Genomic DNA, 22,983 nt, shown 5'->3' on the forward strand with positions numbered 1-22,983 from the left:
GCAATTGCAGCCGGGGCGCGGTATGGGCGGCGCAATTATTCGCGCAGCTTCAGGCTGGCGCGCCACTCCCCTATCCAAAGGCTGACTTAATGGACCTGCGCAACATCGCAATTATCGCTCACGTCGACCACGGCAAAACGACGCTGGTGGACGAGCTTCTGAAACAATCCGGCACCTATCGTGAAAACCAGGCGACCACTGAACGCGCCATGGACAGCAACGATCTGGAACGCGAGCGCGGCATCACCATCTTCGCCAAGCCGACCTCGGTCGTCTGGAACAACACCCGCATCAACATCGTCGACACCCCCGGCCACGCCGACTTTGGTGGCGAAGTTGAGCGTATCCTGTCGATGGTCGACGGTGTGGTCCTGCTGGTGGATGCCGCCGAAGGCCCCATGCCGCAGACCAAATTTGTGACCTCCAAGGCGCTGAAACTGGGCCTGCGTCCGATCGTCGTACTGAACAAGGTCGATAAGCCAGATGCCGAGCCTGACCGCGCGCTCGACGAATGCTTTGACCTTTTCGCCAGCTTGGATGCCACAGACGAGCAGCTTGAATTCCCGCACATGTACGCCTCTGGCCGTTCCGGCTGGGCCGATGCCGAGCTTGATGGCCCCCGCAAAGACCTGAACGCGCTGTTTGATCTGATCCTCACGCACGTCCCTGCCCCCAAGCAGATCGAGAACGCTGACAAGCCCTTCACCATGCTGGCCACCACCCTTGGCGGTGATCCATTCTTGGGCCGCCTGCTGACCGGTCGTGTGGAAACCGGCACATTGAAAGCCGGCCAGACCATCAAAGCAATGTCGCGCGATGGCACATTGATCGAAAACTTCCGCTGCACCAAAATCCTTGCCTTCCGCGGGTTGGAGCAGACTGCCATCGAACTTGCCGAAGCGGGTGACATCGTGTCGATCGCGGGCATGACCAAAGCGACAGTGGCCGACACATTGGCCGATGCATCGGTTAGCGAAGCCATCCCGGCACAGCCGATCGATCCGCCCACCATCACTGTGACCTTTGGCATCAACGACAGCCCGCTGGCGGGCCGTGACGGCAAGAAAGTCCAGTCCCGCGTGATCCGCGAGCGCCTGATGAAAGAAGCCGAATCCAACGTCGCGATCAAAATCTCCGACACACCGGGCGGCGACGCTTTCGAAGTGGCCGGTCGTGGCGAATTGCAGATGGGCGTTCTGATCGAAAACATGCGCCGCGAAGGGTTTGAGCTTTCGATCTCCCGCCCGCAGGTTCTGTTTCAAGAGATCGACGGCGTCCGCCACGAGCCCATCGAAGAAGCCACCATCGACGTGGATGACGAATACTCCGGCGCGGTTATCGAGAAAATTACCGGCGCCCGTAAAGGCGAGTTGGTTGAGATGAAGCCAGCCGGTGCGGGCAAAACCCGCATCATCGCGCATGTCCCATCGCGCGGTTTGATCGGTTACCACGGTGAATTCCTGACCGACACGCGCGGCACCGGCGTCATCAACCGGGTCTTCCACTCATGGGCCCCGCACAAGGGCCCGATTCCGGGCCGCCGCGCTGGCGTTCTGATCTCCATGGAAAACGGCACCTCGGTCGCCTTCGCTCTGTGGAACCTCGAAGAGCGTGGCAAGATGATGATCGGCGCACAAGCTGACGTTTACACCGGCATGATCATCGGTGAACATTCCCGCGAGAATGACCTCGAAGTGAACCCGCTGAAGGGCAAAAAGCTGACCAACGTGCGCGCTTCGGGCACTGACGAAGCGGTGCGCCTGACCACGCCAATGTCGCTGAGCCTCGAAGAAGCCATTGCTTATATTGATGATGATGAGCTGGTCGAAGTGACGCCAAACGCCGTTCGCCTGCGCAAGCGCTACCTGGACCCGCATGAGCGTAAGCGGATGGCCAAAGCCGGCTAAGCCATTGCCATAATTTGGAAGGGGCAGCGCATCTTAGTGATGCGCTGCCCCTTTTTGTTTTCAAGCCGTGGATCGGAACCTGAGCTATGCGTCGCTCGCTTCCTGTTCGATATGCCCCCGCTTTGCCAAACTCCGCGCGATAAGCAGGCACAGCACCGCCCAAGCCCCGCCCGCGAGCCAGCCGGCCGCCACATCCGTCGGCCAATGCACCCCCATATAAATCCGGCTCATCCCGACCAGAAGCGTCAATAAAACGGCGACGGACAAAGTATAGACCTTAAGCGCCCATCGCTTTTGCGCCCGCGCCACCATCGCCCCGAGGGTCAGATACGCCACCGCCGCCATCATCGAATGGCCCGAAGGAAAACTCGCTGTATGCACCAAAGATTCATGCGGAACGAGATCAGGTCGAGGGCGGTCGAAGAATTCTTTGGCGATACTGCTTAGCACGATTCCACCGCCCACGGTGGCAAGGATATAGACCATCGTCGACCAACGCCGATGTAACAAAAAGAACAGCGACACCACGACTGTAGTCAGCACAAGGACGGCCACCCCGCCCAACGCCGTCAGGTCGCGGCCGATCTCTTCGACCCACCACGGACCAATGGGATCCGAGAGGTCTCCGGGTGTGCGCAGGAACAATAGAATGTCGCGGTCGAGGTTGCTGGTACTGCCCTCGACAACTTCCTCGGTAAGCTCCGCTAAAATCCAAACCGCCCCGATGGAAAGGCTCATCAACGCCAGCGTTGTCACTTCCACGTGGCGGCGACACCAGCGGGCTAAGGCGGATATTCGGGTGAGGTTCATGTGGATCAACCTCAGTTCCGATGGAAGGTTCCCCAATCGGCGGCAAAGCGCCCCGCCTTTCACCAAGGCGGAGCTGCTTTAGATCACTCGTCAGTTTCGACGATCATCAGCTCCCGCTCAGATGCACCGCGTGCATAGCTCAACGCCGTTTGATAAGCATCTGAATGGTAACATTTTTCCGCCGTATCGACATCGGGGAAACGGGCCACGACGTTGCGAGGCCGCTCTTTGCCTTCAAGCTGCACAAAACGTCCGCCGCGTGCGATAAACTTACCGCCGTGGGCAGCAATCGCTTCGGTCGCACCGACCGCGTATTTCTTATACGCCTCTTCGTCAGAGACAGTGACATGTGCAATCCAAAGTGCGCCCATGAGTCTTATCCTTTCAAGATGTTTTCAGCGGCAGCGATCGCGGCCTCTGCATTCTCTGCCGAAGCACCGCCGCCCTGTGCCATATCAGGACGGCCGCCGCCGCCTTTGCCGCCCAGTTCAGCCACCGCGGCCTTCACCATGTCGACCGCCGAAAGGTGATCTGTCAAATCTTTGGTAACGCCGCCTGCAACCGCTGCTTTGCCGCCAGTATCGGCAATCAACAGCACCGCGCCTGAACCAAGTTTGGCCTTATGTTCGTCCACCAGACCCGGCAAGTCTTTGCCCGTCACGCCGCTCAACACTTGGCCGACGAACCTCACACCATTCACTTCGCGTGCTTCGGGTGCTGCCGCGCCGCCACCAGACATCGCCAATTCGCGGCGCAACTGGGCCACTTCGTTGGAAAGGCTGCGGCGTTCGTCAAGAAGCGCGCGGACACGATCAGGCACATCGCTTGTCGAGGTTTTCAATTCCGCCGCGACGCGGCTCAAGGCGGCCTCTTGCTCACGCAGCCAAGCCAATGCTTCTGTACCAGTCAGCGCTTCAATCCGGCGGACGCCCGCACTGCTGGCACTATCGCCCAGTAGAACAAAAGCGCCGATATCGCCCGTTTGCCGCACATGGGTGCCGCCGCAAAGCTCAAGCGAATAGGTTGATTTGTCGCTGCCCTTACCCGAGCCTTCAAGCTGCCCCATTGAGACAACCCGCACTTCATCGCCGTATTTCTCACCGAAAAGCGCCTGTGCGCCCATGCCACGGGCATCATCTGGGGTCATGATCCGAGTCTCAACCGGCGTGTTTTGGCGGATATAATCATTCACCTCGCGCTCGACCTGGCTCAGCTCTTCCTGCGTTAAGCCCTTGGCATGCGAAAAATCGAACCGCAGCCGGTCGTGCGCATTCAACGATCCACGCTGCGAAACATGGTCGCCAAGTGCGTTGCGCAACGCCTCATGCAACAGGTGCGTGGCCGAGTGATTGGCACGGATCGCGGTACGCCGCGCCGGGTCGACATTAAGAACCGCCGTCTGGCCGGGTTTCACTTCGCCTTCGACGACATGGCCGAAATGCACGAAAACGCCCGCAGATTTACGCGTGTCCGTTACATTGACGATGCCGCTTTGGGTGCGGATCACGCCAGTATCGCCAACCTGCCCGCCGCTTTCAGCGTAGAAAGGTGTCTGGTTCAGCGCGACTTGCACGTCACTGCCAACGGCTGCAGAGTCGACTTTGTCACTGCCCTGTACCAAGGCAACGATCTGACCTTCCGCGCTTTCAGTGTCATAGCCCAAGAATTCAGTGGTGCCGCTCTTGTCAGCCACGTCAAACCAGACAGTCGCATCCGCCGCTTCGCCCGACCCGGCCCAAGCGGCGCGGGCTTTGGCCTTTTGTGCCTGCATCGCAGTGTCGAACCCATCGGTGTCAACCGCACGTCCCTTTTCCCGCAACGCGTCCTGCGTAAGGTCAAGTGGGAACCCGTAGGTATCATAAAGCTTAAACGCGGCCTCCCCCGGCAGGGTCGCCCCCTCTGGGAGTGAGCTCAACTCATCGTCCAACAGCTTCAAACCCCGGTCGAGCGTTTGGCGGAAACGGGTTTCCTCCAGCAACAACGTCTCACGAATGAGCGATTGGGCCTGACCCAATTCAGGGTAAGCCGCACCCATCTGCTGCACCAGCGACGGTACCAGTTGATGCATTAACGGGTCCTTAACGCCCAGCAAATGCGCGTGCCGCATGGCGCGACGCATGATCCGGCGCAATACATAGCCGCGGCCCTCGTTCGAGGGCATAACCCCGTCGGCAATAAGGAAGGAGGTTGAACGCAGGTGGTCCGCAATCACCCGGTGGTGGGTCTTGCCCGGCCCGTCGGGATCGGTCGAAGACGCATGCGCACTGGCCTCAATCAGGCTGCGCATCAGATCGGTGGCGTAGTTGTCATTCGTGCCCTGCAGCAACGCCGCGACCCGCTCGATCCCCATGCCGGTGTCAATCGACTGGTTCGGCAACGGCTGGCGCGTGCCGTCCTCGAACTGCTCGTATTGCATGAAAACAAGGTTCCAGATCTCGACAAAACGGTCACCATCTTCCTCCGGTGATCCGGGGGGGCCACCCCAAATATGGTCGCCGTGGTCGTAGAAGATTTCAGTACAGGGTCCACAGGGGCCGGTTGGGCCAGCCGACCAGAAATTATCGTCCGTGGCGATGCGGATAATGCGGTCGTCCGGCAGGCCGGTGTGGGCTTTCCAGATTTTCACCGCTTCTTCATCCGTATGGTAAACCGTGACCAGCAGGCGGTTCGGGTCAATGCCGAATTCCTTGGTCAGCAGGTCCCAGGCAAAGGGGATCGCTTCGGATTTAAAGTAATCCCCGAAACTGAAGTTGCCCAACATCTCGAAGAACGTGTGGTGCCGTGCAGTATAACCCACATTGTCGAGATCGTTATGTTTGCCGCCCGCGCGCACACATTTCTGGGCCGACGTGGCGCGGCTGTAATCGCGGGTTTCGACCCCGGTAAAGAGATTCTTGAACTGCACCATACCGGCAGCCGTGAACATCAACGTCGGGTCATTGCGCGGCACCAATGGGCTGGAGGGCACGATCTGATGCCCCTGCGCATCGAAATAATTCAGAAAAGTTGAGCGAATTTCATTCAGCGTCTTCATGGGCGAGGCCTTCCGGGGCAGATTGGGTCGGTCCCAAATACCCCTCAGCCCCGGCGCTGTCTACCGTTCCTGCCCATGAAAAAGGGGGCGCAGCCCATGGCCACGCCCCCTTCGAAATATCAGGTCCGACCCGAAGGCTTTACGCTTCAAGGATATCCGCGTCGTCACCACCGGATCCATCAAAATCCAACCCATGTGCCGCGCGGATCTTGTCTTCGATCTCGGAGGCCATGGCGGTATTTTCTTTCAGGAAGTTCTTAGCGTTCTCACGCCCCTGCCCGATCCGCTCATCACCGTAGCTGAACCATGATCCTGACTTATCGACCACGCCGGCCTTGACCCCCAGATCAAGCAATTCGCCCATTTTCGAAATACCTTCGCCATACATGATGTCGAACTCGACCTGCTTGAAGGGCGGCGCAACCTTGTTCTTGACGACCTTAACCTTCGTCGCATTGCCGACAACTTCATCGCGGTCCTTCAATGCGCCGATGCGGCGAATGTCGAGCCGGACAGACGAATAGAATTTCAACGCATTACCGCCGGTCGTCGTCTCGGGCGAGCCGAACATGACGCCGATCTTCATCCTGATCTGGTTGATGAAGATCACCATACAATTGGAGCGGCTGATCGAACCGGTGAGCTTCCGCATGGCTTGGCTCATCAGTCGTGCCTGCACGCCGACGCTGCTGTCACCCATTTCGCCTTCGAGTTCGGATTTTGGTGTCAAAGCCGCCACCGAGTCGACGATAACCATATTCACCGCACCAGAGCGCACAAGCGTATCAGTAATCTCCAACGCCTGTTCGCCTGTGTCAGGCTGCGAAATCAGCAGTTCATCAATATCCACGCCAAGCTTTTTCGCATATTGTGGGTCAAGCGCGTGCTCCGCATCGACGAAGGCGCAAACGCCGCCAGCTTTCTGCTGTTCCGCCACGCAGTGCAGGGTCAGCGTGGTTTTACCCGAAGATTCCGGGCCGTAAATCTCGATGATACGCCCCATCGGCAAACCGCCAATGCCAAGCGCGATATCGAGGCCAAGCGAGCCTGTTGAGCTGGCCTTGATGTCTTGGATCGCCCCTTCGGCGCCCAATTTCATGATCGAGCCTTTGCCGAACTGACGTTCGATCTGGGCCAGCGCGCTGTCGAGCGCCTTTTGCTTTTCCGCGGTTTTCTTGCTGTCCATTGTCAAAAGATCTGCCATTGCCATTAGGTTCTTCCCTTAGTGTCACAGTGGCGCCCCGGCGGCAATCGCCCGCGCGCTGCGCTGCACATGTTCTTCTAATGTTCCATATGAGGGCAAACGGAGAACATTTCAATCACTTTGTTTGCGCTTTAAGTTTTATCTGGAATGGTAAAGAAATGGTTTACCCCGCAAATATGGGGTCATTCGCAGCAAGGAGTTAAGGCACGCGTGATTGTTTTTTTTAAAGAGCGGTTGGCTTTTCTGTCCGTGCCGAAAACCGGAACCACTGCCTATGAGAAAGCCCTCGCGCCGCGTGCGGACATGTTGATTTCTGAGCCGCCCATGCTGAAGCACGCTCCGGTTTACCGCTACAACCGCTTCATCCGGCCGATGTTCCTTAATGTCTGTGATGCAGAGCTTGAGCTTATGGCGGTGATGCGTGAGCCCATATCATGGTTGGGCAGTTGGTATCGCTATCGCCAGCGTCCCTTCATGGAGGGCAAACCCAACAACACATTCGGTATCACATTCGATGAATTTGTGCTCGCCTATATGAAGGGAAACAAGCCGGGTTTCGCAGATGTGGGAAGTCAGTCAAAGTTCATGGAGACCCAGCCAAACGGCACCGGCATCACCCACCACTTTCGCTATGAAGATCAGCAGCGGCTACGCAGCTTCTTGGAGGAACGACTAGAAATGAGCCTGTCACTTGGCCGAGAGAATGTCTCGCCTAAGATGGCGATCGAACTTTCGCCAACCGTCGAGAAGCGCTTTCGTCGAAAATTTGCGGCAGAATTTGAGCTTTACGAGTCGATTCCCTAACTGGAACTTATTTAAATGTTTGGGGCATAGTGTTTAGTGCAATTGGTTATGTACCGTGTTGGTCAGATCAGTCAGTGAAAAAGGCTTAGGCAGAAAGACCGAGTTTGGAATTTTTGACTGCTCTTCGCCAAAGTTATCCTCCGCATAGCCCGAAACGAAGACGACACGTACATCGGGTCGCTGTTTAAGTGCCTGACGCACCCAGCTTGGGCCGTCCATTCCGGGCATCACGACGTCTGTCACAAAAACGTCGATAACAAGTTCTTTGTCTTCGAGAGTTTTCAATGCAGCTTCCGCTGATTCCGCCTCCAGGACAGTATATCCGCGCAGGCGCAAAGCGCGGCTGGCAAAGGCCCGCACTGGCGCTTCATCTTCTACCAACAAGATCACACCATCCGAACGCTGCGGCAGTCCCTCTTCCGGTTGAGACACAGAGGCCCGAGAAACCGTCGTGGGCTGCCCTTCGAGCACAGGGAAATACAAGATGAAAGATGTACCCCGCCCCACCTCGCTGTCGACAAAGATAAACCCGCCCGTTTGTTTGACGATGCCATAGGCGGTTGAGAGACCTAGGCCCGTGCCTTCACCCGTCCGTTTGGTGGTGAAAAACGGCTCAAATACCTTTTGCAGTCTATCCCGCGGGATCCCGGTGCCATCATCATTCACTTGGACAGTTACATAGCGTCCGGCGGGCACGCTGACCCGGTCCCGCTCAAGCGGCTGCTCAAGAGTGCTCACCTCCGTCACGATGCGGATCTCCCCTCCGGCCGGCATTGCGTCCCGCGCATTTACAACGAGGTTCATCAACACCTGCTCCAATTGACGCTTGTCAGCGCGAATGGGGGCCAACACCGGATCATGGCTTAGCGTAAGTGTTACCTTTTCTCCGACCAAACGGTTGAGCAGATGGGTTAGATCGGCCAGCGTATCGCGCATGTTAAGCGTTTCAGGGCGCAAAGTTTGCTTGCGAGAGAAGGCTAGCAACTGACCGACGAGGGCAGCGGCCCGATTGGCGTTCTGGTTGATCTGAACCAGATCGCTGAAATCGGGATCGCCTTGATCATGGCGCAGCAAGAGCAGATCGCAATGGCCCGAAATAGCGGTGAGAAGATTGTTAAAATCATGCGCCACGCCCCCCGCCAACTGGCCGATGGCCTGCATTTTCTGGCTCTGCACAAATTGCGCCTCAAGGGATTTCAATTCAGTCGCGTCTTGCAGTACTGCGATCAAAGCCGGTTCTTCTCCGTCCGATATCCGGTTGAGCGAGACCTGCACAAAGATTTCTTGATCCGTACGGGTTAGCCTAAGAAATTCGGATTTCTGCACCAGTCGCCCCGCCAGACTGTCATCCAACCAATCCGAGATAGAGCGGCCCAAGCCTTCCATTAACTGCGAAAGATGTGCTTTCCGTCGCAGCGATACGCCAAGCAGCTTAGCCGCCATACGGTTGAAAGCCAGGACAGTCCCATCAGGGCCAAGCTTAATCAGGGGTACGGGGAGGTCTTGGAAAGATTCCCAGCCCAAGTCAGTCGCGGGGTTAGCCCCTTCGGGCGGCGGCAAGAGATAGATTGCGCGGCGATTGGCACCTGCCTCAATCTCGCCTACCAGAACCTGCCGATTGCCTGCGGCAGTTGTGATTTCAGTAACCGTCCCGGGCGTTATGGGGAGCGAGATAAATAACCGGTCCAAGGATTTCACCCGGTCCCCAACAACGGTGCGTGCTGCGTCATTCATAAAAAGGATAGCCCCGCTACGACCGACCATCACCATCGGTAGTGCCATGCTTTCCTGAGCGCTGCGCACGCCATCGCGGGCGGGAACGGGATCAATCCGCCACAAGAAACGCTCAACAGAAAGCTGGTGGGCAGATATCCGAACCGGGCCCTTGCGGGTAATCACTTCCTCTCGCGCAGTGCCACTAACGGCCGCCCGCGATTGAAGGCGATAGAGAAGACCAACAGGATTGGAAAAATGGGTCTGCAGGACCCCCGCAAGGGTTTCTTCCTGCTGACCGCCAAACTGCACTTCAGCCGCCTGATTGCGATACAGAATCTGCCTGTCCGTCGCTACTATGAAGCTGGGAGTGGCGTCGTCAGCGATGAAATCTGTCACCCCGGCAGAGCGCGCCTGATCCCGGGCTTTGGTGCGTAGGTCCAGACCTAAATAGCCTAACAATATCAAACCAAACGTAATAGCGGATACTGTAAAGCCGATTGCTATCGCAACCTCTGTGCTGCGCAGCGCAAGACCGGCTGCGGCCGTAGACAGTAGCCCAAGCAACCATAGCCGCCCCTGACCTGCGTGGCCCCCAACCGCTGAATGACGAACGTCCTGCCGCACGCAATTCCCCCAACAACCGAATCATATGACTATTACGTGCGACAGAGGTTAAGCAGGCTTTAACTCTGACCGCTTTGCACGCATTGGTTGATTATGGAGGTATTTAATCGCGCGTCAACTGTGCTACGAAGAAGCCGTCGCCCTCGGAAGTGATGTCAAAGCGGTCCATTCGCGTCGCTTTCCACTCCGGATGGCGGGTCAGAAAAGCGTCTACCCGTGCTTCGTTTTCTTCTCGGAACAAAGAGCATGTCGCATAGGCCAATACGCCCTGTGCCGTTGTAAGTGTCGCTGCAGCATCAAGAATTTGATCCTGAATGCCGGTCAATTCGGTCAGGCGATCGGGGGTAAGGGTCCATTTTCCTTCCGCCGCGCGCCGCCATGCGCCAGAGCCCGAACAAGGCGCATCGCACAGGACAAGATCATAGGGGCCGTCAGCCACGACCTGTTCGCGGTCTGCAATCGAAATCTCCACGCCAGCGCGTTCAGCGCGGAGCGGCAGATCGCTCATCCGGCGCGGGTCGATGTCATGGGCGGTGATTTGCCGTGAGGGGTCCATCGCCAAAGCCAGCGCCTTGCCTCCGCCCCCGGCGCAATAATCGAGCACCCGCCCACCCAAAGGCAAACCAGCGACAACGGCTTGGCTGGCTGCATCCTGCAATTCGACATAACCATCAATAAACGCCCGTGAATTTCGTATCCGGCGCGGGCCTTCGGTGACTGTCAGTGCAGCAGCGGTCAAAGGGTTGGCTCGGGTTTGAACGCCATCTTCGGCCAGTAGCTCTTGCGCGGCGGCCACTTCGATCCGCGCTGTGTTGACGCGCAGGCAAATCGGCCCACGTTCCTGCAGCGCTAAGGCGGCGGCATCTGCTTTCTCACCAAGTGCGGTATCAAACAGAGGTAGCAACCAGTCGGGCAAGTTAAGGTTCGTCGCGCGGTCTTCGGGTGTTTGCGGGAACCGGCGCTCCTCCTCGCTCAACGGCATAGGCGCGTGCCCTTCGCCTGTGAACAACGCGTCAAGATCAGCCTTCTGCCCGTGCAGCATACCAATCATTAACGCCCGGCCCGCCTCACTGCCCCCATAATGGGCCGCAGTTCGTTTTTGGCGTAGCACATCAAATACATGATCCCGCACAGCAGCCCGATCTTTGGAACCGGCAAAACGGCTTTGCCGCGCCCAACGGGTTAGCGCCTGTTCAGCGGCCAGCCCCCCGGCGATCGCGTCCAAAACTTCTATCGCAGCTGATACGCGCGCGCCCGGGGTCATGGCATCTTCCTTTTCACGAAGGGCCCGCAGGCCGTTCTCTTTGCTTTTAACCGATACGGTAGTTCGGGCTCTCACGGGTGATCTGCACGTCATGCATGTGATTATCATATAGCCGAAGCTTATTGAATTTCTTAATATTTTTCACCTTACTGCATCAGTCAGCATCAGTAGATCACCCTCTGAACAGAGGTATACACTCCCAAATGGCTGGACGGAAGGCGATCATTTTCGCTTCAGGAAATCTCGCAACTTCGAGCTTTGAGCCCACTTTCAATCGCTTTTTCAGAGGACGAACGATGCTCGATAGCCGCCATTTTATGCATTTTGAAGTATCTCGACAGCTGGCAAGCGAGAATACCTTCACAGATGCGCCGGTTGAAGCGCGTGAGTTACTTGAAAAGCTGCCAGCCGTTCAGATTGCAACTCATGCCAATCATCCGCCCTATTGGGCGGTTGTAGGGTTCACCCGTAAACTCTCAATTTGAGGCGTTTTGCACTTTGCTGCGCAAGGCAGGTCTAATTCTCAATAGCCAAATAAAACCAAGGGTCAGAAGTAATAGAACGGCACTGCCTGGGCTACGTAGGAAAATGGTTGGATCTCCCTCAGATACGATAAGTGACCGGCGCAAAAACTCTTCCAGGTAGGGGCCGAGGATTACCCCCATTAGTGCTGGCACTACAGGATAGGAAAAAATGCGTAGGAGAAAAGCTAACACACCAATCGCGAGAGCCATCCACATTTGGAAAAAAGAGAAGGATGAGGCATAGACCCCGACCATCGAAATCATGCCGATAAATGCGTAGAGTAGACCTCGATTTATCTGCGACAGACGTAAGTAAATCGGGCCGAATGCAATGACTGATAGGAACACAAAGATCGCCGCAGCAAAGAGTGCGGCGAACATGGGGGCGATGATTGCAAAATTCTCACCCAAAAGCGCAGGTCCAGGAACAAGGCCGTGGATGAGCAGCACGCCGAAGATGATGGCGGTTACCGCGTCGCCTGGAATCCCCATCGTGAGCAAAGGAATAATCGCACCGCCGCACATGCCGTTGTTGGCAGATTCAGAGGCCGCCAACCCCTCGTAAGACCCTTTGCCGAACTTCTCGGGATGACGAGAAGAACGTTTTGCTTCGGCGTAGGCAATGAATGAGGCCATTGATGCGCCACCGCCTGGCAACATACCAATCAAGACGCCAATAATTGCGCTTTTAATATAGGTGAAAAATCCGACCTCGCGGATCAATGTCCAATTAGGGAGAAAATCTCTCCGTTTTGGACGTAGTATCTTGGCCACGGCTTCAGGCTTTCCAACCTTGGTGGGCATAGATGCTTGTGCGATCAGCTCGCAGGTGGCGAAAAGACCGATGACTGCGGGTAAAAGGTTAATGCCCTCAATCAGATGATAGCTGCCGAAATCAAAACGGCCGACTGGGACCATCGGATCGATTCCGACGGTGGAGATCATTAAGCCGATTGCCATGGCCAACATCGCCTTAAGTAACGACCCCGACGCAACAATCGTGACGGTGACCACCGCGAGCAGAACCAAAGAGAACTTATCCGGCGTCTGGAACAGCAAGGCCAACGCACTGATTGGCTGAGCGAGCGCGATCAGGACAACCACCCCTATGAGCCCACCGATGGAGGACGAAAAAGCACTGAGGCCAAGGGCCTGCGTGCCTTTGCCGGCTTTCATCAGTGCGTGGCCGTCGAGTGTTGTGATGGCGCCTGACGGAGCGCCGGGAATATTTAAGGTGATGCCGGTGATCGATCCCGCGTATATCCCCGCCATATAGATAGAAGCTACCATGACCAGCGCGTCTTTAACTTCCATACCAAAGGTAAACGGCAATAAAAGCGCTATGGCGAGCGTCGCAGTAAGGCCAGGAATTGCGCCAAACGCCAACCCCAAAAGAAAACCACCGACAAGATGAAGGAACGTGCCGGGGTTGGCGAGTGCGAGGAAACCATCAGCAACTTGACCGATCATCTTAGAACTCCCACAATGGCAAATAGAGGCCAAATAATTTAACGAAGAAGAGCCAACCGGTAACCGTGATGAACAGCGCGATGATTGCCGATGAAAGGGCCGAAGCCCCCCACTTCCCGTTGCGCTCAAAGTTAAAATAAATCGCAATCAGGAAAGTGTATCCGGCGGTCGCCGTCATGTAGCCCGCATAAACGAAAGCCAAGATATAGAGTGCCGTAAGCCCTACCGCAATGACAGGACCGAGTATGACAATGCGAGGAATGTTATCCGATGTTTCGGCTGCTGCAATTATATCCTGCTGGGCCTTAAATTCTTTCAGGATGATAAGAAAGGTCGCCACATAAACAAATCCACATAGGATGATTGGCAAGAACGAAGGCCCCGGCTCGCCATTCACGAAAGGCCTGTCCATTCCCAGCAACTGGCTTGCATAAACGGTATTTAGCACCGTCAATGCAAAGGCGAAGAGAATTTGGCCTCGGAGTAATTTTGTCATGTGTCGCCCCTCGTCTCGAAGCTATTTAGTCACGCCGCGATAGGGCTGGAGCGTTGACTCCAGCCCTTGTGGGTCAATTCTTGTCCAGCACGCCGTCGGCCACCAGCTTATCCATCAGCGCAAAGGCTTTCGTCTGCGAGGAGGAGATATAGGCTTCAGTTTCTTCACCATCCATCCAAACGGCCCCCATGCCGGTTTCCTCGGCTTTCGCGAGGAAGGCTTCGTCTTGAAACACCTTCTCAAAAGCGGCTTCTAAAGTGGCCTGCTGTTCAGCATCTACAGCAGCCTGCGTGGCGATTAGCCGAAAGCCGCCCCATACGACGTCGTATCCCGCTTCCTTGAAGGTCGGCACATCAGGGAAATTTGGGTCGCGTTCATCGGCCATAACGGCCAAAACGCGGGCTTGTCCTGATTCCACTGCAGAATAGGCCGCCGAGATGCTGGTCGAAGCAGCATCGGTTTCGCCGGACAGTAAAGCTTCACGTTGGGGGCCAGAGCCTTTAGGGTAAGGGACGTGAAGAAATTCCACATCAGCCTGTTGCTCGAAGTCAAGCGCAGGCAAGTGCCACACACCGCCGGTACCCACGTTAGATATCTTGATAGTCCCCGGCGCTTTACGAGCAGCTTCGACCATCTCACCGAGCGTTGTCCAAGGCGCATCAGCACGCACGACCAGTGCAGTCGGATGCACTGTAACCGACCCAAGATAGGCCAGCTCTTCGGTGTCGTAGCCCGGTACCAGTTCGTAATAGGGAACAGTGATGACGCTATCCCATGTAAGCGACCCAATTGTGTAGCCGTCCGGGCGAGACTTCATCAAACGCAACGTGCCCACGCCACTCTGAGCGCCTGTCACGTTTTGCGTATTCACACCCACGCCCAAAGGCTTTTCGGCAAAGCTCATGAAGGTGCGCATGACGGTATCCGTGCCGCCTCCCGCGCTCCATGGCATGATATGCATAATGTCTTTTTGTGGATAGTCCTGTGCCAGTGCGGCTGACCCGAGCCCCATGACGATAGTAGCAGAGGCCGCAGCGGATTTGACCAAGGTGAATATTTGCATTTATTTCTCTCCTGTTGATTGACCGGTTCTAATGGCGATGGGACGTCGGTTTTAGTAGAAATACGGCAGCTTCCTTTCGCGGGCGACGTCGACCCACGGAGGAACAAAGGGGATAATCTTATCTTGGGAAGGGACCATCATCTCAATAAAGTTCGCGCCCGGGTTGTTTATCGCTTCAGCCAAGGTCGCTTCGATTTGATCTTCTGATGTGATCCGTGCCGTCTCGAATCCGAACCCTTCTGCGATCTTGATATAATCAACAGCGCCGAAATCAGTGGTCCAAGGGGCATCAACATCATCCAGCAAGATGGCTTCAGCCCGGATCCAGCCGTAGTTATCATTTCTGGTCAAGATGACGGTGATATTCTTATTACTGCGCTTGATTGTCTCAAAGTCTCCCAGCACAAATGCGATAGAACCATCACCCGTGAAGGAGATTACTGGGCCGTCATTTGCATATGCCGCACCGATCCCGGCAGGCACGGAATAGCCCAAGGCGCCCATAGAGTAATTTGTAATATAGCGCCGACCGGCCTCCCGCACGGAAAGCAGCGCCGAAGGGTAGATTGCACTTACTCCTGGTTCCGCCGTGACGATCGCATCGGTCGGAAGTAGTTTGTCCAGCGCTTGCGTGAGCTTAACTGGAGAAACGGTTCCCGCAGGCATTTCAATGTTAGAGTTAAATACTGCATCCAGCGCAGTGCGTTTCAGCTCGGTAAGATCAACTCTGTTTCGTGCAAGCGTAGGGCGTTCGTCACGGATTACAGCTGTCATGTATTCAAGGCTTGCGCGCGCATCCCCGACCATACCAACCTTCAGCGGGTAATTGTTTCCGACATGCGCTTCAGCAATATCAAGGTGCATGAAGGTGGTATGTTCCGGATCACCGTACAGCTTCCAATGATTGGTCCCGCTCGAGTCTGTGTTTGAACCAATGAAGAAAACGCAATCCGCTTCCTTTGCATAGGCATTGGAATATTCCATTCCGCCACGCGCGCCCACAACTCTGAGCGCAAGAGGATGAGTTTCGGGAATAATTCCCTTGCCCGGAGTAGTAGTGCCCACCGGAATTTGCAGCAGCTCCGCCAGTTCAAGAACCGCATCCGTAGCTTTGGAGATCAATGCCCCCTGACCACAAATGATCACCGGCTTTTCGGCGGAGAGCAACGCATCAACTGCTTTGCGTATTTTCTTGTGATCGGCCACTGGCCGATGAGATGGATAGAATTGGTAATCTTCTTCCGCATAGAGATCGGTGATCTCAGCTTCATCGTGGAACACATTGATTGGCACACGAATATGAACCGGTGCCGGGCGTCCCGACGTCGCGACCCGGAAAGCCCGGCGCAGCAGTAGCGGAATGTCCTTCACATTAGTTAGATAGAATGACTCCTTGCAAATACTTGCGTACATCGCAGTTTGGTCGACCCCGGTAAGCCCATGCTTTTTGTCTTGGTTCATGGGTACATCAGAGCTGAAATAGATGACAGGAACAGAAGAAAGAAACGCTTCGGTTATCCCCGGCGTGCAATGGGTCACGCCGGGGCTCGGCGCTTCCAGTACCGCTGGTCTGCCGGTTATCTTCGCGTAGGCCTCAGCGGCATAAGAGGCCGTGCGCTCGTCTCGAGTAAGGACATACTCGATGGTCGAAGATTTCTGCCATTCTTTATACCAGCCGATAGTGGTCTCACCTGGAAGGCCAAAAACATGACTAACGCCATGCAACTCAAGCATTCTCAGAATAACTTCTGCCCCGTTCATGTTCATTGCTTGCCTTCCCATACGAACTGTAGATACTTCTGTATACAGAGCGAAACACAGGTCTGAACGCAAATCAATTGATTTCTTTTGATCCTCTTTCTACTATCGGCTTTGACATAGTTTTGAGCGGATTTCGGAATCAGATGCAGACAGCCCCAGCCACCGTCGAGCGCACCTATCTCCAACTGAAAGAGATGGCGGTGAACTATGATTTTAAGCCTGATTCCCGGTTGAACGAGACTGAACTGGCTAAGAAATTAGCGACCAGTCGAACGCCACTTCGGGAGGCTCTCAACCGCTTGGTCGCCGAAGGGTTCTTTACTTTCCGCAGTGGCAAAGGGTTTTTCTGTAGGTCGCTTAACCCTATAGGCATCATGCATCTTTACGAAGCGCGTGCGGCAATTGAATGCGAGGCTGCAAGCTTGGCCGCTCACCGAGCTGATCCAACCAAGCTCAAAGAGCTTGAGCAGTACTTGGATGAATCAAAAGCCAACTACACCCCGGGTACATCCCCTACCGAACTGCTGCGGATGGACGAGGCCTTTCACGTTGGGCTGACCTCATTGACCGACAACAAAGAGATGATCCGCCTTCTTGAGAATGTGAACGACCGGATACGCTTTATTCGGCTCATCGACCTCAGAACACTCGCAGAAAGAAGCGGTGGCGAAGTCGTGACTATTCGTCCTCACGCCGAGATTTTGCAGGCGGTCAAACAGGGTGATAGCGAAGCTGCGCGGCAAGCGATGGTTCAACACCTTACAAAAAGGCTTGAGGCGGTCACCGAGAACGTTCGCAATGCGTTTGCAGAGCTCTACACGCCAGGCGACTGACCGGATCGGTCTTTGATATGCAAGGTTACTTGCGCGAATACCCACTGGAGATCTTTTAAAATGTTCCACCCCGTTACCGGCATTGATCACTGCGTCGCTCTGACCCAGGACCTTGACAGCACAGCTGAAAAGTATCGCGCAATGGGCTTTAGGCTCTCCCCCAGAGGTACGCATTCTAAGGCAAAGGGTTCAGCAAACTACACCATCATGTTCCCACAAGATTACTTTGAAATACTTGGATTTATTGCTGAGACTGAGGTCAATGCCCCACGGCGTGAGATGTTGGCCACGATGGGGGAGGGATTGCATGCGATTTCCTGCAGGATCGAAAATGCAAATGCTGCTGCAAATGGTTTGGCTGACCTTGGCTTAAAAACGCAGGAGCTCAACAGTTTTTCACGCCCCGTTCCACGCCCAGATGGTTCGGAGGAAGTTGCTTCATTCTCTACGTTGACCTTTTCTCCAAGCGAGGTGCCCTTCGGATCGGTTTTTATGTGCGAACATAAGACACCTGATGTGGTTTGGATGCCCGAACTCCTTGATCATCCGAATGGCGCCTGTGGCCTCGATGCGGTGCTCGCCATATCAGATACCCCGGAACAGGATGCGCTAAAATTTGCCCGACTTTGGGCCCACGGCAGCGTCTCAGAGAGCGAGGGTTGCTATAATGTAGCAACGGGCCCGAACTCAGCAGCGCTTTTGCTATTTACTAAAGAAAAACTTGCAAAACTTTTTCCTGACGCAGATTTTGACTCGACCGCGCGAGGTGCCTTTGCTGGAATAAGAATTAAAACAAGCGATACCGAACGACTTAAAGCATTCTTAACTGAGTCTCAGATCCCCTACTCTGTCAGTTTAGGGAGTGTTTATCTCTGCCCTCAAAACTCCTCAGGGATTCTATTGGAGTTCGTTTGAACTCAAGGGAAACCGACAATCAGACAAAGACACCCGCTAACAGGGGTAGGTTTGTTGCGCGAGCGAATGGTTAATCAAGCTCTCCAACCTCTCCGGTCCTTTCGTCCGTCTCTGGATCAAAATCTCGCAAACCTACAAGGCTGGCCATTCCGGCCAATAACAAATTTAGCCGGCCGCAAGAGAGCGCCCACTGCAGGGAATTCAAGGCTCCCGTCTTTCCGCTCGTAACGGCGGAAAGACCAGATGCGATTAACACGTAAAAAGCATGCTTAGTTCTTGATTGCCAGGCAAGGCGTGTGCCTATGGTACGAAATGGCTCACCTCGCCTGGCCCCCTTCCCTTTTCGTCAATAAATAATTTCATCAGTGGCGTTCAGCCCAGAGTTGGACGGGCTCCCCGCCCGCACACACACAAGTTAGCCCCTACGTTGACAGCTATCCCTCATCCGCCCGGTCCAGCTCCTTCTTCGCGAGATCAGCGGCAGCCTGCAGGTGGGTGGTCATTGCCAGCGCCGCCCAGTCGGGCGCGCGCGCAACAATCGCGTCGGCGATTTCGAGGTGATGGCGGGCTGAGCGCCGCATGTCCTCTTCCCGGTACATGCGGAAGGTGCGCGCCACAAGTGCGAGGTGCACCACTACCGAGAGCATCGCCTTGAGCCGTGACGACCGCGCAGCCTCGAGCACGAGGTTGTGGAAAGCCTCGTTGGCCTCCGACATGATGCGGAAGTCTTCGTCGGAGCGCGGCGGTACGTGGCGCGCCATCAGCTCGGCGAGCCGGTGCAGCTCGGCGGCTTCCTCCGGAAGCGCGTGGGTGGCGGCCCGACGTGCGGCGTAACCTTCAAGCATCATGCGGATCTCGAATATTTGCATGATCTCGTCATCGGCCAGCGCCACCACCCGCAGTCCCGGCCCGGCATCACGAGTCAGCAGGCCTTCGAGCAGCAGCCGCTTCACCGCCTCTCGCACAGGTGTCCGCGACATGTTCAGGCTCTCTGCGAGATCCACCTCCGTCACCCGGTCGTCCTCGCTCAGGCCCCCCGAGAAGATCCGGTCTCGGATCGTCTCGTAGGCCTGTTCTGCTGCCGGACCTTTCGGTGCGGCAGGTTGCGCGAGCTGCGTATCGGGCGCTGCAGGCGCGGGTGGGACGGAGGAACGGGTCATACAGCTGATATAGGTTGCTGGCTGGCAGACGGAAAGGTTCCGGCCTTCATTACCATACCCGGCACATCGTGGCCAAGCTCCGCCTCAAGCCAAAGGGCAGCCTCGGTGGCGCGCTCGATGTTCCAGCCTGTCCCGTACCCAGCCCGCTCCAGCATGTAGGCCAGATCCTCGGTTGAGATGTTGCCGGTGGCTCGCGGCGCGAAGGGGCAGCCGCCTACCCCGCCCAGCGAAGCATCGAACGATCGCACACCCGCCTGCAGCCCGGCCCAAGCGTTGGCAAAGCCGGTGTTGCGAGTGTTGTGCAGGTGCAAGCGGATCGGCAGGTCCGGCCAGCGCGCCTTCACCGCATCCACACGCTCGAGGATGTCCGAAGGCGCCGCAACACCGATGGTGTCGGCCAGTGTCAGCTCGGCGGGCATTATCTTCAACGCCTTCTCCAACACCGCCATCATGCGCTCGACAGACATCTCGCCCTCGAACGGGCAACCGAAGGCCGCCGCGAGTGTCAGCCCGGCGCAGATCTGCCCTTCGGCCACGCGAGCAACGTCATGCCAGAGCGCAATACCATCCTCTGTCGACATGCCTTGGTTTCGGCGACTGAAGGTCTCGCTCAGCACCACGGCGAAGTTCACCTCGTCAAGCTTCGCCGCGACCGCCCGGTCGAAGCCGCGCCGGTTCAGCGCGAGTCCGATGTAGCGCGCCTGCCCGCGCGGCAGCATGGCGGCCAGATCCTCGGCGTCGGCCATCTGCGGAACCTTCTTCGGGTTCACGAAGCTGGTGACCTCGATCCTGCGTGCACCCGCAGCAATCGCATGCTGAACCAAAAGTAATTTTGCATCCAATTTTAAAATGTGCTTTTCGTTCTGGATACCATCTCTCGGTGAAACTTCAACAATTTCAACTTTTTCTACGCTCATAATCAACCTCACACACCAGCACGCGAATTTCTCTGTTTACATTTCATCTCATAATGTATCCATTGCTGGCAAGAGCAGTCTTCCGGCAAGTGGTGGCCGGACTGCGGAACGACAGACGGGAGGGCAGCGGATGCAACAGGCAGACGCGACGCGGCAAGGACCGCTTTCTAACATTCGTGTACTTGAGATGGGACAACTCTTGGCAGGCCCCTTCTGCGGGCAGCTTCTGGCAGATTTCGGCGCGGAAGTAATCAAGTGTGAGCAGCCCGGCCTCGGCGATCCGATGCGGGTCTGGGGCCAAGAGAAGCCGCACGGCAAGTCGCTCTGGTGGCCCGTGGTGGCCCGCAACAAGAAGTCGCTAACCATCAACCTGCGCACGCCCGAGGGCCAGGAGCTGGTCAAGGAGCTGATCAAAAGCACCGACATTCTGGTTGAGAACTTTCGCCCCGGCACGATGGAGCGCTGGAACCTCGGCTACGAGGAGCTCAAGGCGATCAACCCGCGCCTGATCATGGTGCGGGTCAGCGGCTACGGCCAGACCGGCCCCTACTCAACGCGCGCCGGCTACGGCTCCATCGGCGAGGCGATGGGCGGGCTGCGCTACGTCGTGGGCGATCCCAGCACCGCGCCGAGCCGCGTAGGCATCTCTATCGGTGACGAGCTGGCAGCGACCTACGCCTGCATGGGCGCGCTAATGGCGCTGCATCACCGCAACGAGACCGGTGAGGGACAGGTGGTCGACAGTGCCATCTACGAATCTGTGCTGGCGATGATGGAAAGCCTTGTCAGTGAATACGACGTGGGCGGCTACACCCGCGAACGGACCGGTGCGACGCTGCCGAACATCTCGCCTTCGAACGTCTTCGAGACCCGCGACGGCAAAATGCTTTTGATCGCCGCCAACCAGGACACAGTGTTTCGTCGCCTCGCCGCCGCCATGGGTCGGCCCGAGATGGCCACCGACGACCGCTACGCTACGCACACCGCACGCGGCGCCAACATGACTGAACTTGACGGCATGATCGCCGATTGGACCAAGACTATCGACCTGGAGCCGCTCCAGGACCTGCTGGAAAGAAACGGCGTGCCCTGCGGGTTAATCTACACTGCCGCCGACATGCTTGAGGATCCGCATTTCAAGGCACGTGAGGCCATCGTAGAGCTGCCGCACAAGGACTTCGGCTCGATCCGGATGCAGAACGTAGCCCCGCGCCTGTCGCGGACCCCGGGTGCCGTGCGCCACGCCGGCCCTGATCTTGGTGAGCACACGGATCACGTGCTGCGTGACATCCTGTCCGCCACCGAAGATCGTATCGAGGAGTTACGCGCCGCAGGAATCGTCTGAGCGCTACGAACCGCAAAATAGCTGCGCGCGGGACGGGTCTGGAGGAGATCCGCCGGCCGCCAAACCGCCCAGACCGGGCAAACCGTCGAGGCATAAGCCCGCGGGCATCAAGGGAGGAAATACGCATGAAACCCCAGAAGAGCACCCTGTTCACCGGCTTGCTGCTGGCCAGCACTGCGCTTATCGCAACGTCCGGCACAGCGATGGCCGAGCGCACGCTGCGCGCTACGGTGCAGGTAGCCACCAACCACCCGATCGGCGCCAACGTCGTGACCTTCAAGGACGCGCTTGAAAAGATCTCGGGTGGCGAGATGAACGTCGAGATCTACGACAGCGCCCAGCTCTACAAGGGCAGCCAAGTGCCCAAGGCCGTCGCGAGCGGCGCCATCGACATGGGCGTGGTGCTGGCCGACGAGTACTCGGGTACCATCCCCGCCGCCGGCATCTTCTCGGTGCCGTTCCTGTTCCCGAGCTACGAGGTGTTGGCCAAGGCTGCCGATCCCGAGGGCGAGTTCCGCCAGACCTTCGACGCCATGATCGGCGAGACCGGCACCAGGGTGCTGTGGTGGCAGGATTATGGCCCGGTGCAACTGCTGTCCAAGGACGAGCCCCTGACGGAGCCATCACAGATGAACGGCCTGTTGGTGCGCGCCATGGGGAAGCCCTCGGGCGACTTCATCGACGCCGTGGGCGGTACCCCGGTGGTCATCGGCGGCTCCGAGCAGTTCATGGCCTACCAGCGCGGTACAGTCGACGTCGGCATGAGCGGCACCACCGCTGTGCAATCGCGCAGCCTGTACGAGGTGATGGACAACGTTACCATGACCAACCACTCGCTGGCCGAGTTCATCGTAGTGATCAACAACGATCTCTTCGAGGACCTCTCGGACCAGGAAAAGGAATGGGTCACCGAGGCCGCGATGACCGCCGAGCAGGACCTGCGCGAGAAAACCGAGGACAACAACGTCGCCTCGCAGGAATGGCTTGCAGACGGCAAGGCTACCGTGACCGAGCTCACGCCCGAGCAGCTTGCGGCGTGGCAGGAAGCGGCAGCCCCTGCGGTGGGCGTCTTTATCGAGGACGGCGGCGAGACCGCGCAGAACCTGGTAGATGCCGTCCAGGCCCTCCATTGAGCC

At 56.9% G+C, this 22,983-nt stretch carries 20 protein-coding genes; 8 read left to right on the top strand and 12 right to left on the bottom strand.

What is annotated here, in order from left to right; all coding sequences use genetic code 11:
* Positions 1 to 89: 89 nt before the first annotated feature.
* Positions 90 to 1,907, top strand: a complete 1,818-nt coding sequence (typA, locus tag ACSQ16_RS11775) for a translational GTPase TypA (protein WP_243263037.1) — start codon at positions 90 to 92, stop codon at positions 1,905 to 1,907.
* 84 nt (positions 1,908 to 1,991) lie between these two features.
* Here the strand turns inward: typA and ACSQ16_RS11780 are convergent, their stop codons facing one another.
* The 4 genes from ACSQ16_RS11780 to recA form a co-directional block, all read right to left on the bottom strand.
* Positions 1,992 to 2,717, bottom strand: coding sequence for a phosphatase PAP2 family protein (locus ACSQ16_RS11780; RefSeq protein WP_243263036.1), 726 nt, complete (start codon positions 2,715 to 2,717; stop codon positions 1,992 to 1,994).
* A gap of 83 nt (positions 2,718 to 2,800) precedes the next feature.
* Positions 2,801 to 3,088 carry a DUF1330 domain-containing protein gene (locus ACSQ16_RS11785; protein WP_243263035.1) on the bottom strand — a complete coding sequence of 96 codons (288 nt, stop codon included), beginning with the start codon at positions 3,086 to 3,088 and terminating at the stop codon, positions 2,801 to 2,803.
* A 5-nt stretch (positions 3,089 to 3,093) separates the two neighbouring features.
* A complete protein-coding gene (alaS, locus tag ACSQ16_RS11790) occupies positions 3,094 to 5,751 on the bottom strand; it encodes an alanine--tRNA ligase (RefSeq protein ID WP_435988495.1) in 2,658 nt (885 codons plus the stop codon).
* Between the two features lie 139 nt (positions 5,752 to 5,890).
* Complete coding sequence (gene recA, locus ACSQ16_RS11795) at positions 5,891 to 6,955, bottom strand: recombinase RecA (RefSeq protein ID WP_208604017.1); 1,065 nt, start codon at positions 6,953 to 6,955, stop codon at positions 5,891 to 5,893.
* Positions 6,956 to 7,165: 210 nt separating this feature from the next.
* Between recA and ACSQ16_RS11800 the strand changes: the two genes are divergently transcribed.
* Positions 7,166 to 7,759 (top strand): gamma-glutamyl kinase, encoded by a 594-nt coding sequence (locus tag ACSQ16_RS11800; protein WP_093926321.1) that lies wholly within the window; start codon positions 7,166 to 7,168, stop codon positions 7,757 to 7,759.
* 33 nt (positions 7,760 to 7,792) lie between these two features.
* Here ACSQ16_RS11800 and ACSQ16_RS11805 read toward each other — a convergent pair whose 3' ends face one another.
* Complete coding sequence (locus ACSQ16_RS11805) at positions 7,793 to 9,541, bottom strand: ATP-binding protein (protein WP_394805087.1); 1,749 nt, start codon at positions 9,539 to 9,541, stop codon at positions 7,793 to 7,795.
* A 189-nt stretch (positions 9,542 to 9,730) separates the two neighbouring features.
* Between ACSQ16_RS11805 and ACSQ16_RS11810 the strand changes: the two genes are divergently transcribed.
* Entirely contained in the window at positions 9,731 to 9,910 is a 180-nt protein-coding gene (locus ACSQ16_RS11810; protein ID WP_317406219.1) for a hypothetical protein, read from the top strand.
* A gap of 292 nt (positions 9,911 to 10,202) precedes the next feature.
* On the opposite strand, the gene ACSQ16_RS11815 is transcribed toward ACSQ16_RS11810, so the two are convergent.
* Entirely contained in the window at positions 10,203 to 11,363 is a 1,161-nt protein-coding gene (locus tag ACSQ16_RS11815) for an RsmB/NOP family class I SAM-dependent RNA methyltransferase (RefSeq protein ID WP_243263033.1), read from the bottom strand.
* Between the two features lie 296 nt (positions 11,364 to 11,659).
* On the opposite strand from ACSQ16_RS11815, the gene ACSQ16_RS11820 reads away from it, so the two are divergent.
* On the top strand, positions 11,660 to 11,848 hold the full coding sequence (locus ACSQ16_RS11820) for a hypothetical protein (protein WP_435988496.1): 189 nt from the start codon (positions 11,660 to 11,662) through the stop codon (positions 11,846 to 11,848).
* Here the strand turns inward: ACSQ16_RS11820 and ACSQ16_RS11825 are convergent.
* The 4 genes from ACSQ16_RS11825 to ACSQ16_RS11840 form a co-directional block, all read right to left on the bottom strand.
* A complete protein-coding gene (locus ACSQ16_RS11825) occupies positions 11,840 to 13,357 on the bottom strand; it encodes a tripartite tricarboxylate transporter permease (RefSeq protein ID WP_349581435.1) in 1,518 nt (505 codons plus the stop codon). The genes ACSQ16_RS11820 and ACSQ16_RS11825 overlap by 9 nt on opposite strands.
* Position 13,358: 1 nt before the next feature.
* A complete protein-coding gene (locus ACSQ16_RS11830; protein ID WP_349581433.1) occupies positions 13,359 to 13,853 on the bottom strand; it encodes a tripartite tricarboxylate transporter TctB family protein in 495 nt (164 codons plus the stop codon).
* Between the two features lie 73 nt (positions 13,854 to 13,926).
* Positions 13,927 to 14,916, bottom strand: a complete 990-nt coding sequence (locus tag ACSQ16_RS11835; protein ID WP_349581432.1) for a tripartite tricarboxylate transporter substrate binding protein — start codon at positions 14,914 to 14,916, stop codon at positions 13,927 to 13,929.
* Positions 14,917 to 14,967: 51 nt separating this feature from the next.
* A complete protein-coding gene (locus ACSQ16_RS11840; RefSeq protein ID WP_349581430.1) occupies positions 14,968 to 16,683 on the bottom strand; it encodes a thiamine pyrophosphate-binding protein in 1,716 nt (571 codons plus the stop codon).
* A 137-nt stretch (positions 16,684 to 16,820) separates the two neighbouring features.
* On the opposite strand from ACSQ16_RS11840, the gene ACSQ16_RS11845 reads away from it, so the two are divergent.
* Complete coding sequence (locus tag ACSQ16_RS11845; protein WP_435988497.1) at positions 16,821 to 17,510, top strand: GntR family transcriptional regulator; 690 nt, start codon at positions 16,821 to 16,823, stop codon at positions 17,508 to 17,510.
* Positions 17,511 to 17,570: 60 nt separating this feature from the next.
* Positions 17,571 to 18,425 carry a VOC family protein gene (locus ACSQ16_RS11850; protein ID WP_349581426.1) on the top strand — a complete coding sequence of 285 codons (855 nt, stop codon included), beginning with the start codon at positions 17,571 to 17,573 and terminating at the stop codon, positions 18,423 to 18,425.
* A 434-nt stretch (positions 18,426 to 18,859) separates the two neighbouring features.
* Here the strand turns inward: ACSQ16_RS11850 and ACSQ16_RS11855 are convergent, their stop codons facing one another.
* Complete coding sequence (locus tag ACSQ16_RS11855; RefSeq protein WP_349581424.1) at positions 18,860 to 19,585, bottom strand: GntR family transcriptional regulator; 726 nt, start codon at positions 19,583 to 19,585, stop codon at positions 18,860 to 18,862.
* Positions 19,582 to 20,502 (bottom strand): hydroxymethylglutaryl-CoA lyase, encoded by a 921-nt coding sequence (locus ACSQ16_RS11860; RefSeq protein WP_349581422.1) that lies wholly within the window; start codon positions 20,500 to 20,502, stop codon positions 19,582 to 19,584. Before ACSQ16_RS11860 ends, ACSQ16_RS11855 begins: the two co-directional genes overlap by 4 nt.
* 130 nt (positions 20,503 to 20,632) lie before the next feature.
* Here ACSQ16_RS11860 and ACSQ16_RS11865 point away from each other — a divergent pair, with 130 nt between their 5' ends.
* Positions 20,633 to 21,847, top strand: a complete 1,215-nt coding sequence (locus ACSQ16_RS11865) for a CaiB/BaiF CoA transferase family protein (protein ID WP_349581421.1) — start codon at positions 20,633 to 20,635, stop codon at positions 21,845 to 21,847.
* A gap of 125 nt (positions 21,848 to 21,972) precedes the next feature.
* Positions 21,973 to 22,980 carry a TRAP transporter substrate-binding protein gene (locus ACSQ16_RS11870; protein WP_349581420.1) on the top strand — a complete coding sequence of 336 codons (1,008 nt, stop codon included), beginning with the start codon at positions 21,973 to 21,975 and terminating at the stop codon, positions 22,978 to 22,980.
* The last annotated feature ends 3 nt before the right edge of the window (positions 22,981 to 22,983 follow it).

The sequence above is a fragment of the Sulfitobacter sp. SH24 genome (assembly GCF_965641895.1).
GTDB lineage: Bacteria > Pseudomonadota > Alphaproteobacteria > Rhodobacterales > Rhodobacteraceae > Sulfitobacter > Sulfitobacter dubius.

Bases quoted from the DNA above. Each gene is read 5' to 3' on its own strand.
- alaS (WP_435988495.1), bottom strand. From the start codon at position 5,751: ATGAAGACGCTGAATGAAATTCGCTCAACTTTTCTGAATTATTTCGAT.
- ACSQ16_RS11780 (WP_243263036.1), bottom strand. From the start codon at position 2,717: ATGAACCTCACCCGAATATCCGCCTTAGCCCGCTGGTGTCGCCGCCAC.
- ACSQ16_RS11810 (WP_317406219.1), top strand. From the start codon at position 9,731: ATGGGTCTGCAGGACCCCCGCAAGGGTTTCTTCCTGCTGACCGCCAAA.
- ACSQ16_RS11820 (WP_435988496.1), top strand. From the start codon at position 11,660: ATGCTCGATAGCCGCCATTTTATGCATTTTGAAGTATCTCGACAGCTG.
- ACSQ16_RS11825 (WP_349581435.1), bottom strand. From the start codon at position 13,357: ATGATCGGTCAAGTTGCTGATGGTTTCCTCGCACTCGCCAACCCCGGC.
- ACSQ16_RS11850 (WP_349581426.1), top strand. From the start codon at position 17,571: ATGTTCCACCCCGTTACCGGCATTGATCACTGCGTCGCTCTGACCCAG.
- ACSQ16_RS11870 (WP_349581420.1), top strand. From the start codon at position 21,973: ATGAAACCCCAGAAGAGCACCCTGTTCACCGGCTTGCTGCTGGCCAGC.
- ACSQ16_RS11865 (WP_349581421.1), top strand. From the start codon at position 20,633: ATGCAACAGGCAGACGCGACGCGGCAAGGACCGCTTTCTAACATTCGT.
- ACSQ16_RS11860 (WP_349581422.1), bottom strand. From the start codon at position 20,502: ATGAGCGTAGAAAAAGTTGAAATTGTTGAAGTTTCACCGAGAGATGGT.
- ACSQ16_RS11830 (WP_349581433.1), bottom strand. From the start codon at position 13,853: ATGACAAAATTACTCCGAGGCCAAATTCTCTTCGCCTTTGCATTGACG.
- recA (WP_208604017.1), bottom strand. From the start codon at position 6,955: ATGGCAGATCTTTTGACAATGGACAGCAAGAAAACCGCGGAAAAGCAA.
- ACSQ16_RS11835 (WP_349581432.1), bottom strand. From the start codon at position 14,916: ATGCAAATATTCACCTTGGTCAAATCCGCTGCGGCCTCTGCTACTATC.
- ACSQ16_RS11845 (WP_435988497.1), top strand. From the start codon at position 16,821: ATGCAGACAGCCCCAGCCACCGTCGAGCGCACCTATCTCCAACTGAAA.
- typA (WP_243263037.1), top strand. From the start codon at position 90: ATGGACCTGCGCAACATCGCAATTATCGCTCACGTCGACCACGGCAAA.
- ACSQ16_RS11815 (WP_243263033.1), bottom strand. From the start codon at position 11,363: ATGACCCCGGGCGCGCGCGTATCAGCTGCGATAGAAGTTTTGGACGCG.
- ACSQ16_RS11785 (WP_243263035.1), bottom strand. From the start codon at position 3,088: ATGGGCGCACTTTGGATTGCACATGTCACTGTCTCTGACGAAGAGGCG.
- ACSQ16_RS11840 (WP_349581430.1), bottom strand. From the start codon at position 16,683: ATGAACATGAACGGGGCAGAAGTTATTCTGAGAATGCTTGAGTTGCAT.
- ACSQ16_RS11855 (WP_349581424.1), bottom strand. From the start codon at position 19,585: ATGACCCGTTCCTCCGTCCCACCCGCGCCTGCAGCGCCCGATACGCAG.
- ACSQ16_RS11805 (WP_394805087.1), bottom strand. From the start codon at position 9,541: ATGGCACTACCGATGGTGATGGTCGGTCGTAGCGGGGCTATCCTTTTT.